The organism is Psychrobacillus sp. 05T411, from assembly GCF_056396485.1.
This window is the reverse complement of record NZ_JBFTLO010000003.1, coordinates 194,473-207,212: the sequence shown is the minus strand read 5'-3', so window position 1 is coordinate 207,212 and position 12,740 is coordinate 194,473. Positions and strand designations below refer to the sequence as shown.

Here is a 12,740-nt window from a genome sequence, read left to right as displayed (position 1 = left end):
ATGCAATAAAAATCATAATAAAGAGGTCTTTTAAAATGAAATATTTTTCATATATATCTAAAAACGGAGTAGCAAACCTAAATCATACTCATTTTKACCATACAAACAGACAGAAAAATTCTTGCTCTTTATTATTTTTATAAGATTTTAAACAGATAATTCACTTTAACCTGCGATGATTTTGGAGCATTTGCTGTAAATATTCTTCTGATTTTCCTCTAGGTATACTAAGGCTCTCCCATTCCTTATCTTTTATTTGCTTACCGACATAAACAATTTGTCCAATATGATACGTATAATGAGCCATCTGCCTTTCAATCGCATCAATTATTGTATGTCTTTCGCCACGAATAGAAACATTTTTTAATAAGTCCTCTTCCACTAAATGATCGATTGTTTTAAAAAGAGTATTCCAACCACTTTCCCAAATAGAAACCATTTCCAACTTTGATGAAATATTTTTTTCAAATTCTTGGTCTCTCTTCCTAGTGGTTTTTTCACCATCTGTTGTTAAAAAATCAGTCCATCTTGAAATCATATTGCCACTTAAATGTTTCACTATTATCGCAATACTATTAGAAGAGTTGTTTAAACTCCAATGGATATCATCTTCTGACAATTGTTGTATTGTCATATCTCCTAGCTCTTTTACACTTCTAAACCTTTCCTTGACTACTTTTAAATATTCATTCGCCACAGTCATCATTTTCTACCTCCAATGATTAGTATGAATAACTTTACTGTATCTTCAACTTGATAAAGGATAATAGTTACCGTAACGGCAACTCCTCTTTAGTTGAATACCGCCAACAATTAATCTACAAATATAGAAATTAAAAAACTGATTGCAAATAACACATACGCAATCTGAATGACGATGTACATGTTAAACTCAAAATTTGATAGTTTTCTTTTTTTTTGGTTTTTGTCAAATATCGTAAATAAAATGCAGAAGTAATAACTAGTACAGCTATAGAAATAGCTTGTAAAATATCTGCGATGATTACCAAGCAAACCAACTCCCTTACCATTTGTACGAATAGGCACAAATAAAGTTGCGAATATTTCAAAATAACTAACACTAACTCATGTTAGTGGTTCCTACTTCTTTTATTATGATACTTATGGGGGAGATTCCAATTAAAATAAAGGGATAGTATCCTTAATATAACGATTATGATTAAGAGGGAAAATGTAGCAAAGGGACTACCGATCCAATCTAAACCAATGACAAGACCCGCCATCACTGCCCAAAAGGCATAAATGCCTGAACTAAAAATCATTGGTTTTCGCCCTGCCAACAAATCTCTGAGCATTCCACCACCTGTTCCTGTCATACAAGCTGCGATGATTACTACAATTAATGGAGCATCTATAGATACAGCATAATTGGCACCTTGAATGGCGAATGCTGCTAAACCGATAGCATCAAAAAATACCACACGATTTTTCCATTTACTAATCCATTTCTTGGGCAATAGATAAAAGATTGTAATAGCTAAAAATGCTATTTCGAATAGATGATCTTGTAACCAAAAGTTTTCAATTGTTATTCCCATTAGTAGATTACGAATTAGACCCCCTCCAAATGCTGTCGTAAACCCTAATACGTACATACCGAATAGATCATAATCCTCTTCTATAGCGATCAATACACCACTAATCGCAAAAGCAATCGTACCTATGATGTTAAGAATATCCCATGTCACAGCTGATTCCTCCTTTCTTCATCTTCCTGATTTAATCACAAAAGAGTCGTTCAAAAAGAAAACTTTGAACGACTCTACTGTTTTATTCTGGCATAATATATTTATAATACCCAAAAATATTTCTGTTAAACTAATTCCAATGTATAATGGGCTTTAAGAAGCATTTTGTTCTTTTCATTTTTCTAAGTATAGTAATAAATTAAGGTCCCATTAACTGGAGGTGGAAGATAATGAAGAAGAAATCCCTTACATTATTAGGAGTTGTACTGGCTTGGATTATTATACTTTCTTTTTTATATGTTCATACTCAGAACAATTAATTGACATTGGCTGAGAATATGACTGAAACTAAAAAAGAACAGCAAGAAATGGATGCACTCCTAACAATATTACAGCTAACGTTAAAACATAAAAATTACGGTGAAATAGAATTGTTCCTTTCTTTTGAAGGGCGTTGATTTCTCTCTTCAAAATACTTACTTAGATTATCTATAATGAAGAAAATTGTTGTATAAACAAATGAAATAAGTAATGCTGCAACTAAAACACCCGAAGTTGTTAAAGAGAAGATCAAAGCACAAAGTATGGCACAGCCTAAATGTGTTAAATAGGACAAACCAATGTTTTTACTTAAGCGAGATGATTCAATCGCTAACGAAGAAAGCACACCCACTACGAAAAGTATAGGAACTGTCACAATACTTACTGCCAAACCTATTTTAAAATAAGAATCAGTAGCATCATGGAAAAATAATGGCACTATAACATATCCAATTACTGTAGTTAAAAATACTGCAAATAATTTTCGACTAACCATACTCACACCACTGTCTTTCCACTTAATTAATATCTTTAAAGTACAAGATAATACCTTTTTTCACAAATTGGCTCTTTTCCCTTTCTTTTAAATAGACTTTGCTATAACTTCACATTTTTTAATAGCCCAAATATAATGATTGGAAGTGTTCGCTGCAAAATAACTGTATAAGTTACTTGTTTTAGTCCACTTATAGTATTTTTTAGTGATGATTTCTTCATTGGTATGGGATTTAATTAAATCCATTACTCTTTCATGGCTTAACTTCAATTTCTTTATCGCTTGATTTAATGTTACGTCTTGATAGTTTTCCCAAATTTGCATATTAAGTAGCTCGATAGTATTCCATTTAAACCCACGTGCTGGCATAAAAGGAATGTCTCCATCCATGCCTTCTCTATACCATCTCTCAAGCAGTGCATGCCATTCATATAGATGCATTAGTACATCACGAAAATTCTTATCTCTTTCCTCCGTTTCAATAGAAATACTCCTTTTTCTGCTAGGTACAGACTCCATTATTTCAAGTAGTGATTTTAAATTTTTGTCGCTATTCAGTAATAAAATTTCTTTTTCACTTTTACCTATCATAATAAGTTCATCCTCTTTTTACAGTTGTCCATTCGTTATTTTGGTAAGTGATTGTATGAATTCATCTACCCTACTAAACATTTGATCTGGTTGAACACTAAATTCAAGCGTTTGATAATTTGGCAACCACTGCACTCCGATTGTATGTACATTTGCTTGTTTACCAGCTAGAATGTCAGCGTCGCTATCCCCTAGGAAAACGGCTTTTGTGTTTTTTACATTAAGCTGTTTTAATGCCTTATTAACTCCCTCTGGATGAGGTTTTGGTATATTTACATCATCACCAGTTATAATCACATCAAATATGTCATTCATATGAAGGCATTCTAAAGAAATAAGCAGACTTCTGCTTGCTTTTCCTGTTACAATCCCTAATTTGTATCCTTCTTTTTTTAATAAATGAAGTAAATTATTAATTTCCTCATTATCTATAACAAGTTCACCGTGCTTTTCTTTATACTTTTCATAATATAACTCAATTGCTTTATCGTAATTTGAATCTATAAGATTTCCTTTAATAATTCCAGTCTCAGATGGACCGAACATAGCTTTAATCTCATCTGCAGTAACCTCTTTGTTGTCAAATTTCTTAAATACAGCTTGAAACGCATAGAAACAAACCGGCAACGTATCAGCAAGCGTTCCGTCAAAATCAAAAATAATCGCTTTCATCATTTCACGTCCTTTATCAGAATTATATTTCAAGAATGAACTAAACCCCTAAAATATTTAATGAGCTATCTTGTTGTATATGGAAATTTCTACACCCGGGAGTAATTTGTATATACTCATATGAAGGAGTTCCTCTATCTCATTTTTTATGGCATAAAAGCCTTTCCAGTGTAAGGATGAGTGTGCATTTGTACCATGACGTAAACCGACTGATACAAATCTATTTTCAAGAGTAGTAAAACCATTGGAGTCAGCAAGTGCATCACATAGGGTGATTATTTTATTGTATATATCGTATGTACTATTGGTATCTAGGATTTCAACCAATTTTACTTTCATATGTTCGGGGACAAGGCTCCAGTCGGCTGCTAGTTCTATATGTTTATCGTTGTTTGGAAATGAATGTGTAACACAAACAGTTGCGTTACCTGGAAATCCCAATTCTTTCAAGTAAATGTAGCCATCATAAGAATGAATAACAGATTTAGTAAAACCTTTATACCTACCTATATCATGTAAGAGTGCAGCATTATAACCTAAATCAACATCCAGTTCATTTCCATTTTTATTTAATTCCATCAAGATGTATTCAGTTGCTTTTGCAACATTAATCGAATGTTTAAACCAGGGTCCTGGATTTTGCGCATATGCCCACTCTATAAGCCCTTTTGCATAATCTCTATCCAATATATATTCCAAGGAAAGTTACCCCTTTCTAATTACTTCGCAAACTATCACCTTCTATACTGGGATATAAATTTCCTTCTTTCACTTTCCTGTGCTAGTAAAAAACCGGTTCCGATTTATCCTTTATGCGATCTCTTTATTTTCTTACTTATAAACCACATGAATATCGTTAGAAAAAGTAGCATGAGTGGAGACAAACTAGCATATTTCCAAGCATTATTTGCTCCTGAAAGATAAAAGGCTATTGGTATAGATGTAACCGCACTAACTAGTAAAAATATCCAAGACATTCTAAAAACACCTATGCAAAAGGTCGCAAGTGATAAAAATAATGAAAGTTGCAATACTAAAATCATTTTTCCGCCTCCATTATCTTTTTGTATTATCTTTTAGGCGAATCGTAAAACTTATTTCTTTCTCAATTGACTTATAATCAGATTCAATACATCATTCCGTGACATATCATCAGTCAATATTTTTTCTCCGCCCACCCCAAGGTAATCACTTGGATTCCACCATGCACGTAAAGAATCTTCCCCGAAATCCAACTTTTTCGACCTAGAGTTGTGGCGTATGAGTGTTTCCTCAAAGGATAAATCAAAATAGAAAGTTAATGTTTTTTGGTTATAAAACTGAATCAAGTTATTCAACATTTCACCATAACGGCTTTTATCCAAGATTCCTTCTACAATAACAAACTCACATTTATCTTTACCATATTCTGCAATTTGGCGAATCAAATCAATGGAAAGGTTCCCTTCTCTATCGTGAACCTTCAACATTTCACGTCGAACGACATCCTGAGAAACCAAAAGAGTTCCTCTCCCCAAATGATTTTGAAGACTTTCTGCAGTGGTTGTTTTTCCACTCCCAGAGTTTCCTCTTATGATAATTAGCTTAGATTCCATATTTTCCTCCACGCATCCTAATTATTGCGACCTTGCTTCTATCACAGGGAGCATATTTACTTGGCGATTTCTTCAATTACCTCTGTTGTTTTTACAGGGTTTTCTACAACTAAAAGATGCGTACAGTTTTCAAAAGGTACTACTTTGGCATGAGGAATTTGCGACGCTAAATATGCAGCAGTTTCTTTTGAATATAGCGTGCTCTTCTCTCCGTAAACAATTTGCGTAGGAACTGTAATATTTGGTAGCACATCTCGGAAATCGGAAACCGCCATCGCATGCCACATCGCAGATAGAACATGTGGAGTATTGTTATTGATTACCAACCTGAGTTGCTCATTCAAAAGGTCATCTGTTAAATATGGTACAGCGATTTTGAAAAATGGCTTCGCAAATTCCTTAAAATCCCCATTAATGACTGTTAGATCGTTTAGCGAATCTTCTCTTGTATATTTTCCATGATAAAGACCTAGATTCCAATCTTCTTCATTTACCAGTTTTGGAGTCATATCGAAAATGGAAACAGATTTCAATCTATGTACGCCAAAGTTTCTGACATATTCGAATGTAGTGGACCCTCCCATCGAATGTCCAACTAATGTGACATCTTCAAGATGGAGGTGTTCCATCAATTCCTCCAAATCTGTCGCAAGGCGTTTGAGTGTTAATCCTTTTTCCGGACGGTCGGAACTACCATGTCCTCTTAAATCAAAAGAGATTACTTGATAGTTTTTACTCAAATCATCGAACGATTGATTGAAAGCCGTGTGATCCGATGACCAACCATGGATTAATACGATTGGATTACCTTCCCCTTTATGCTTATAAAACAATTTTACTCCGTCACTTGTTTCAAAAAATGCCATTTCCATCCCTCCCTTTGCTTGTTGGAAAAATATTGTTTCTACTATTTATTGTAGTATTCCAAATTCTCAAATACAATTTTTTTAACCGATAATTTATAGATTCATAATGAATTAGAGAAAAAGCTCAGTTGATTTTTGCACTGAGCTTTTTTTAATGCCATTATGATTGATATTATCATTTTTATTGAAGCTTATCTCGAACAACGGAAGGGATCTCATTTTGCTGCACTTCTTCCCAAGATTTCACATAAGTTCTTTTGGTATCTACTTTTAAGTATGCCCCCTCACGTAATTGTTTACTGGCAGTGAAAACAATCTGTACCTTCTTGCCATCTTCATTAATTCCTTCTAATACATATTCGTATGTTTTTGGATCAATCTTTTCTCCCATTTKAGCAATCTTTACGTAAACATCCTTTTGAGGGATAAAAGGGTTTAACATGTCTACAAGCTCGTTCTTAACTAAAAGGGACATAGACAATATTAGTATAACTGCAACAATCAGAGTTCCAATTGCTATTTTTAATGCTTTCATTCTAGAATTCCTCCTTCATTTGCTCTTTTCGTACATTTTACAAGAAATAGAAAATACTAGCCTTCGATTATGGTTACAAATTAAACTGGGAAGTGACGATATTGTCACTTTCTACATAACTACGAATTAACATATCCTGCTTATCGTACAAAATAGGAAAAGGAAGATGGAATTCAGTGTCCGTTTTTCAATTATGGATTCAATATAGTTTTGATTAATTCCAATATGATGTGCCTCATGTATAGTTAAAAGTTGAATCACTTGAATAAGATTAGGATAATTTGCTACAGGATCCCCCAAAAGCCACATCAGTCCCAACAAAAAAGGACTACTAAATTTTCAGGCAATTTAGTAGTCATAATATTTTTTATATTAATATGGTGAGATAGACAACGATATACGTTATTTAAATAGACATCCTATCCCTAGTTTACACAAATAATTTTCTATTTTTTATTACCATTATACTGACGACTAATAATAGCACACCCGAAAAAACAAATACTATTCGTACGCCAAGTAAATCCACCAAAACTCCCATAAGTAAAGAGGAAATCCCAAATACACCTGTTGCTACTGTACCCATCGATGTATAGACAGTTACTAGCTTGTCAGTTGAAACACTTCGTTGCACAATCGTTTGCTGCGGTATATTTTTTAGTTGCGAACATAGACCAATAATTGCCGACAGCACCAATGCTATTACGGGCTGGCTAGTCATACCAAAAACCATCGTCAGTAAACCGGAAAGCAACGCACCGAAGAACATGAAATGGAATTTATACTGATTTACAATATATGAAAATTTTACACAATAAAGACTAGCTAGTAGTAATCCGATAAAAAACACACCATTTATAAGACCCCACCATTGTTCGCCAACATGTAGTGCCTGCTCCACGAATACATATAAAATGGCGGCAATCCATACGGTCCCAGCAATCGTTTCCAAAATGTCCATTTGTACAAGTTTTCTCAGTATTGGACTTGTTCCAATACTTTTCCAACCTATCGTAAGCTGATCCCAAAATTTCTTCTCTTTTTCTTCCACATACTTTACATGTTCAATAAAAATCAAAAATACACAAGACAATACAAATAATAAAATAACGAGCCATATTAATTGCAGAGGACTTAAAACTAGTAGCAATAGTCCCCCAAATAGCCACGCCCCTATTTGAATCATTTGCGTAATGGACTCTACAATACTATTTGCTCTTACAAGCTCACCATCTTCCACATAATGAGGAAGAAAAGTACTCATTATGGGATTTGCACAACCATCAAAAAAAGCTATACAAACAATAATAAAAAAGATGTAGTAGTAGTTCGTATCATTTAAAAACAGTAAAACAAATACACCTAATCCAGCGAGCAATATTGTTTTGCCGATTTGTGAGCTTAACAATAGCGTTTTTAACCGCCATTTCCCGATTGCTAAAGGCGTTAAAATGCTAGAAATGAACATTGCAGAAGTAATCGAAAAAGGCACAAATGCCGACGCAGTTGCCGAACCAGTTAACTGATACAAAATACTGATCGTACTTACTATATAAAATACATCACCAAGATTTGCTATAGACTGGCCAACTAGTAAAAAAAGAAAGTTTTTATTAACTTTCATGTTTATCCCCCATTTATTAAATCACATTTTTTTGCGTGTGATTTACTGGGGTCAGATTGGACGATTCATTTGCATAACTCCTTTACCATTTGGCAAGCGGAAGAATATTTGGGGGATTAAAATTTCTTCATCAGCTTGCAACATATTTTATACTTTATTAAAGGAATGATTCTGTTTAAATTTCACTTGATTCTAATGATCCAATCCCATTTTTGTGAACAGATTCACATTCAATAAGAAACTTATAGCTATTTAAACTTCTATTTTAATTTCTTTTATTAAAAAGTTTGTTAATAGTTCTTCTGCGTAAAAAAATCCAAACAGTTTTTTACCTTTTTCTATTTCTTTCATGACTTCTGTTAATTTTAGTATTGCTTGTTGTTCATTTCCCTTTAATTTGGCGACTATAGCTTCACTTCTTTTATAACTAATAGGTTCTATTGGATGCATAAGTTGGTGTAGTCTGTTTATACTCACCTCATCATAATTTCCTCTTACAATCATATCTATCTGCTGAATATGCGTAATAAATTGCAATGTATATTTATTTTGCTTTGTTATAGGTAATTGCTTAAACGGCTCGATTAATTCAGAAGCACTTTGGTAATCTTCTTTTATTAGTGTGTAATAAAAAAGAATATAAGCAACCAATACATTATCGACAGTTGGCTGTAACCCTTTCGCTTGATCTATAAAATCTTCGGACCAGTTTGTTGGGTGGATTGGTGAACTCAGTTCTTTTATCAATAATAGAGAAATTAAAAATTCTTCTGTCTGCTTATCTTTTTTGGATAACTCAAGTAATACACGTCCATCTGATTTTACTGGACCTCCGTATGGTAAAATCGTTACCAAAAAAATGAGGAAATTAAATAGACCGAAGTATGTAATAAATTTTATATCCATTGATAAACCTAAAATTAAACTCATAATGGCAGCAACAATTGAAAATAGTGGTCCCCCAGCAACGAACCATCTATGCTGCTTAGCAATAGTAGTAAGATCACTAGACAATGGGGAACAACTCGCTACGCCTCCAAATGTAAACCAACTATCATTCGATTTAATATGTAAACGTTCTGTATTTTCTATTGTTAATGGACCAACCGTTAAATAATTGAATCTGTAACCAGACCATTTTCCAAGCAATGCATGACCTAACTCATGGATAAACAATGTGAGGAATAAGAGCACTAAATTTAAACCAATAAAGTTCCCTAATTGAGCGTAATTCGTAAAGTTTAATAAACAAATAAGTATCGCTGTAATAACTGTTACACCTAAAGGTTTTGTAATAAAATTCATATCGTCTTCCTTTCTGAAAGGTCATTATCTACCAGTTATTAAAATAATGGAATCCCTACCACATAGAAAAACAATAGAAATCCGTGTGGGATTTGGCTAATACCTACTAATTCTAGTTCGACTAACCTTCTGAGTTAAATACAGTAAATGGTCTAATGAGACATAACAAGTTGTGAGCAGGACAAACCAATCTCGCAAATGCACAAGTTTCGAGATTGGCCGTATTGCATATTTATCAATAAATCAATCCACCATACGTTTACGATACACAACGACAGTCAACGCAAAGACAGCAACAACCCAAATACCGATGATACCTAGGTTCGGCAGCGCTTGAACAAAACTTGCCCCTTGTTCTACTTCTTCTGCCAGCTCAATTAGTTGTATGTTCGGTAAAAATTCCGCTACTTTTAAAATCGGGTATTTTTCCGTCCACATCGTCACAAATGAACCTAACGAAAAAACTCCAATAACAGGAAGCACAATAACAGACGACTCCATTACAGACTTTGCAACAAGCCCTAACAATGTACCCATTCCAATATAAAATAATGTCGATAATACAATAGCCAATGTTACAATCGCCATATTTGCAGGTCTATATTCAGATAAAAATGCACTAAAATATACAATAACGATCGTTAATACGAATGATAGCAAACTTTTACCGCCAAGAATCTCGAGTGTACTAGCTGGGGACAACATGAGCCCTCGTAAAGTGTTCTTCTCTTTTTCTTCTGCGATTAAACAACATTGCACATATGTCCCAACCATTGCAAACGTCATATTAATAAGCATAAAATGGGCTTGAAACGTATCGATTCCCATACGGCCATATATTGCTGCCAAAATAATCGGCAAAAAAATGATGATGGATACGGCCGAATTTCTTGAAAAGTCTTTAAAATCTTTTTGAAGTATTGCGTTCACACGCTTCCATGAAAATGTCATACTAATTCCCCTCCCGTCACTTTCACAAAAATATCTCCTAATGTTGGTTCATTAGAATGTACCGTTACTACCCGATTTTCTTTCATTAATTGGTACATTTCTTCTGCTCCTGCTGCATCTTTACGGAGTTGTATTTTTTCTTCATTCGTTAGTTCTACAGTAATGGAAGCATCCGCATATTGCTTCTTTAACTTGCTTGGTTGATCGAGTAAGCGGATTTTCCCTTTATTTAAAAAGGCAACGCGATTACATAATGTATCAGCTTCTTGCATATCATGTGTCGTTAAAAAAATGGTCGTTCCTTTTTTATTGAGCGCACGTAGTCCTTCATATATATGAAGTGTATTCACGGGATCCAGTGCAGATGTTGGCTCATCTAAAAATAATAGCTCTGGTTCATGCAAAATTGCTCTTGCCAAAACGACACGCTGCGTCATCCCTTTTGATAATGTAGCCACTTTTTTCTTGCTTTCTTCTTTTAAATTAACAAATCCAAGTGCCTCATCAATTTTAGAGAGTGGGAGGTTATATAGCTCGCAATACAATTTTAAATTCTCATAAATGGTTAGTCTTCCATAAAGTCCACTATTGTCTGTTAGTACACCAAAACGTTTACGTGCTTTTGGATTATTTAAATGGGAAACATTTTCACCAAAGACTAATGCTTCACCTTCTGTTGGATCAAGTTGACCAGTTAGTATTTTGATCGTCGTCGTTTTTCCCGATCCACTTGGACCAAGAAATCCAAAAATTTCTCCTTTTTTAACTTGAAAATCGACCCCTTCAATCGCTTTAAAATTAGCAAAATATTTTGCTAAACCTTTTACTTCAATCGCGTTTTCCATATTCATCCTCCTAAATGGTTAGTTGCCTGTTTCGTTTCCACAGCTCTAACATTAAGCGTTTATCCTATGGGAAACATCATATTTACGGTGAAAGGAGTCATTTTGGGGGTGAATGGAGCTTATTTTAGGCCCAACATTTCCTTTAAATCCGCCATTTTTGTTTTAGATAAAGGGACAGATGATTTTAAAGCATCATCGAGTACTAGGCTGTAACTATTTCTTGTCCATGTAATCACTTCGCGTACTTTTTGTAAATTAACAATGTAGGAACGATGACAACGGAAAAATCCGAATGGCAATAATCTTTCTTCTAATTCATTCAACGTAAAAGTACAGGGAAAATTTTCTCCTTTAATATGTAAAAAAGTTTGCCCTTCCGTACTTTCAATATAGTCAATTTCTGGTGGATCAAATAGCACGATTTTTTCATTTACTTTTGTTGGTATTTTTTCAAATCGAATAGGTTGAACGATTTTTTCTTCGGTTTCATTTTCGCTGGTCGTTTCGTTTTGTACTTCTTCCTGATTTTCTTCTGTTTGCACTTCATGCAGTCCTTTGTCGTCCAAGCGAACGATCTTATCTGCAACAGTTACTGCCGTTTCTAAGTGACTTGTTAATACGAGTACTGTTTTTTGCAATTTCCGAAGTTCGTTTAGCACGGTGATCAATATTCGTTTTGATTCTGTATCCAAGTTTTGGTCTGGTTCTTCCATTATGTAGATTTGCGCGTTTTGAATAAGTATGTATGCAAGCTGGGTACGTTTCTTTTCTGAGTATGTAAGATCTTTTATTTTTTTGTTTTTCTTTGCGTCTAGTTGCACTAAACGAGTAATAGCTTCTATGGATTGAGTTGATTGATACAATTGGTGGTAAAATTTAAGGAACTCTTGCACCCTAAGTCGCTCGTGTAAGCCTTCATTCAGGAAAAAGAACGCTATTTTTTGGGGATCAGTATATTGTATTTCTCCATTGGATAATAATTTTTTTCCTAATAAAATATCAATCAGCTGCTCCCGGATGTTTACATTCGAGCAAATTGCAGCAACTTCCCCAGTATCTATCATTAAATCAAAAGCTGGAAAAACGATTGTATCATGTATATGTTTTTCCACTTGTATAAATTTCAGTGGCATCAAAAATCCTCATTTCTATTATTCTTAACTTTCTTTATTATACCAATTAATGAATAAATGAACATTATAAAAGAGACACGATTCTCATGCGAATCGT

The 12,740-nt window shown here is 34.0% G+C and carries 15 protein-coding genes; all 15 read right to left on the bottom strand.

Annotated features, from left to right (window positions below; genetic code table 11):
* Positions 1-160 precede the first annotated feature (160 nt).
* Positions 161-703, bottom strand: a complete 543-nt coding sequence (locus AC1DFT_RS03740; protein ID WP_477917929.1) for a DUF1572 family protein — start codon at positions 701-703, stop codon at positions 161-163.
* A gap of 388 nt (positions 704-1,091) precedes the next feature.
* Complete coding sequence (locus AC1DFT_RS03735; protein WP_477917733.1) at positions 1,092-1,709, bottom strand: trimeric intracellular cation channel family protein; 618 nt, start codon at positions 1,707-1,709, stop codon at positions 1,092-1,094.
* Between the two features lie 415 nt (positions 1,710-2,124).
* Complete coding sequence (locus AC1DFT_RS03730) at positions 2,125-2,526, bottom strand: hypothetical protein (protein ID WP_477917731.1); 402 nt, start codon at positions 2,524-2,526, stop codon at positions 2,125-2,127.
* An 87-nt stretch (positions 2,527-2,613) separates the two neighbouring features.
* The gene (locus AC1DFT_RS03725; RefSeq protein WP_477917729.1) at positions 2,614-3,117 is read right to left on the bottom strand and encodes a ClbS/DfsB family four-helix bundle protein; all 504 of its coding nucleotides are present in this window, start codon (positions 3,115-3,117) and stop codon (positions 2,614-2,616) included.
* A gap of 18 nt (positions 3,118-3,135) precedes the next feature.
* The gene (locus AC1DFT_RS03720; RefSeq protein ID WP_477917927.1) at positions 3,136-3,792 is read right to left on the bottom strand and encodes an HAD family hydrolase; all 657 of its coding nucleotides are present in this window, start codon (positions 3,790-3,792) and stop codon (positions 3,136-3,138) included.
* A 54-nt stretch (positions 3,793-3,846) separates the two neighbouring features.
* Complete coding sequence (locus tag AC1DFT_RS03715; protein ID WP_477917727.1) at positions 3,847-4,488, bottom strand: HD domain-containing protein; 642 nt, start codon at positions 4,486-4,488, stop codon at positions 3,847-3,849.
* A 104-nt stretch (positions 4,489-4,592) separates the two neighbouring features.
* Positions 4,593-4,832 (bottom strand): hypothetical protein, encoded by a 240-nt coding sequence (locus tag AC1DFT_RS03710; protein ID WP_477917725.1) that lies wholly within the window; start codon positions 4,830-4,832, stop codon positions 4,593-4,595.
* A 51-nt stretch (positions 4,833-4,883) separates the two neighbouring features.
* A complete protein-coding gene (locus tag AC1DFT_RS03705) occupies positions 4,884-5,384 on the bottom strand; it encodes a kinase (protein WP_477917723.1) in 501 nt (166 codons plus the stop codon).
* A 56-nt stretch (positions 5,385-5,440) separates the two neighbouring features.
* Positions 5,441-6,250 carry an alpha/beta fold hydrolase gene (locus AC1DFT_RS03700; RefSeq protein WP_477917721.1) on the bottom strand — a complete coding sequence of 270 codons (810 nt, stop codon included), beginning with the start codon at positions 6,248-6,250 and terminating at the stop codon, positions 5,441-5,443.
* A 181-nt stretch (positions 6,251-6,431) separates the two neighbouring features.
* A complete protein-coding gene (locus AC1DFT_RS03695; RefSeq protein WP_477917719.1) occupies positions 6,432-6,785 on the bottom strand; it encodes a YxeA family protein in 354 nt (117 codons plus the stop codon).
* A gap of 430 nt (positions 6,786-7,215) precedes the next feature.
* On the bottom strand, positions 7,216-8,409 hold the full coding sequence (locus AC1DFT_RS03690) for an MFS transporter (RefSeq protein ID WP_477917717.1): 1,194 nt from the start codon (positions 8,407-8,409) through the stop codon (positions 7,216-7,218).
* A 252-nt stretch (positions 8,410-8,661) separates the two neighbouring features.
* Positions 8,662-9,714, bottom strand: a complete 1,053-nt coding sequence (locus AC1DFT_RS03685) for a site-2 protease family protein (RefSeq protein ID WP_477917715.1) — start codon at positions 9,712-9,714, stop codon at positions 8,662-8,664.
* Between the two features lie 243 nt (positions 9,715-9,957).
* The gene (locus tag AC1DFT_RS03680; protein WP_477917713.1) at positions 9,958-10,665 is read right to left on the bottom strand and encodes an ABC transporter permease; all 708 of its coding nucleotides are present in this window, start codon (positions 10,663-10,665) and stop codon (positions 9,958-9,960) included.
* Entirely contained in the window at positions 10,662-11,510 is an 849-nt protein-coding gene (locus AC1DFT_RS03675) for an ABC transporter ATP-binding protein (protein ID WP_477917711.1), read from the bottom strand. The genes AC1DFT_RS03680 and AC1DFT_RS03675 overlap by 4 nt, the downstream gene beginning before the upstream one ends.
* 119 nt (positions 11,511-11,629) lie before the next feature.
* On the bottom strand, positions 11,630-12,643 hold the full coding sequence (locus tag AC1DFT_RS03670; protein WP_477917709.1) for a LytTR family transcriptional regulator DNA-binding domain-containing protein: 1,014 nt from the start codon (positions 12,641-12,643) through the stop codon (positions 11,630-11,632).
* Between the last annotated feature and the right edge of the window lie 97 nt (positions 12,644-12,740).

Excerpts from the sequence above, each read along its gene's own strand:
- AC1DFT_RS03740 (WP_477917929.1), bottom strand. The coding sequence starts at position 703 with ATGACTGTGGCGAATGAATATTTAAAAGTAGTCAAGGAAAGGTTTAGA.
- AC1DFT_RS03730 (WP_477917731.1), bottom strand. The coding sequence starts at position 2,526 with ATGGTTAGTCGAAAATTATTTGCAGTATTTTTAACTACAGTAATTGGA.
- AC1DFT_RS03725 (WP_477917729.1), bottom strand. The coding sequence starts at position 3,117 with ATGATAGGTAAAAGTGAAAAAGAAATTTTATTACTGAATAGCGACAAA.
- AC1DFT_RS03720 (WP_477917927.1), bottom strand. The coding sequence starts at position 3,792 with ATGATGAAAGCGATTATTTTTGATTTTGACGGAACGCTTGCTGATACG.
- AC1DFT_RS03710 (WP_477917725.1), bottom strand. The coding sequence starts at position 4,832 with ATGATTTTAGTATTGCAACTTTCATTATTTTTATCACTTGCGACCTTT.
- AC1DFT_RS03705 (WP_477917723.1), bottom strand. The coding sequence starts at position 5,384 with ATGGAATCTAAGCTAATTATCATAAGAGGAAACTCTGGGAGTGGAAAA.
- AC1DFT_RS03700 (WP_477917721.1), bottom strand. The coding sequence starts at position 6,250 with ATGGCATTTTTTGAAACAAGTGACGGAGTAAAATTGTTTTATAAGCAT.
- AC1DFT_RS03690 (WP_477917717.1), bottom strand. The coding sequence starts at position 8,409 with ATGAAAGTTAATAAAAACTTTCTTTTTTTACTAGTTGGCCAGTCTATA.
- AC1DFT_RS03685 (WP_477917715.1), bottom strand. The coding sequence starts at position 9,714 with ATGAATTTTATTACAAAACCTTTAGGTGTAACAGTTATTACAGCGATA.
- AC1DFT_RS03680 (WP_477917713.1), bottom strand. The coding sequence starts at position 10,665 with ATGACATTTTCATGGAAGCGTGTGAACGCAATACTTCAAAAAGATTTT.
- AC1DFT_RS03675 (WP_477917711.1), bottom strand. The coding sequence starts at position 11,510 with ATGGAAAACGCGATTGAAGTAAAAGGTTTAGCAAAATATTTTGCTAAT.
- AC1DFT_RS03670 (WP_477917709.1), bottom strand. The coding sequence starts at position 12,643 with ATGCCACTGAAATTTATACAAGTGGAAAAACATATACATGATACAATC.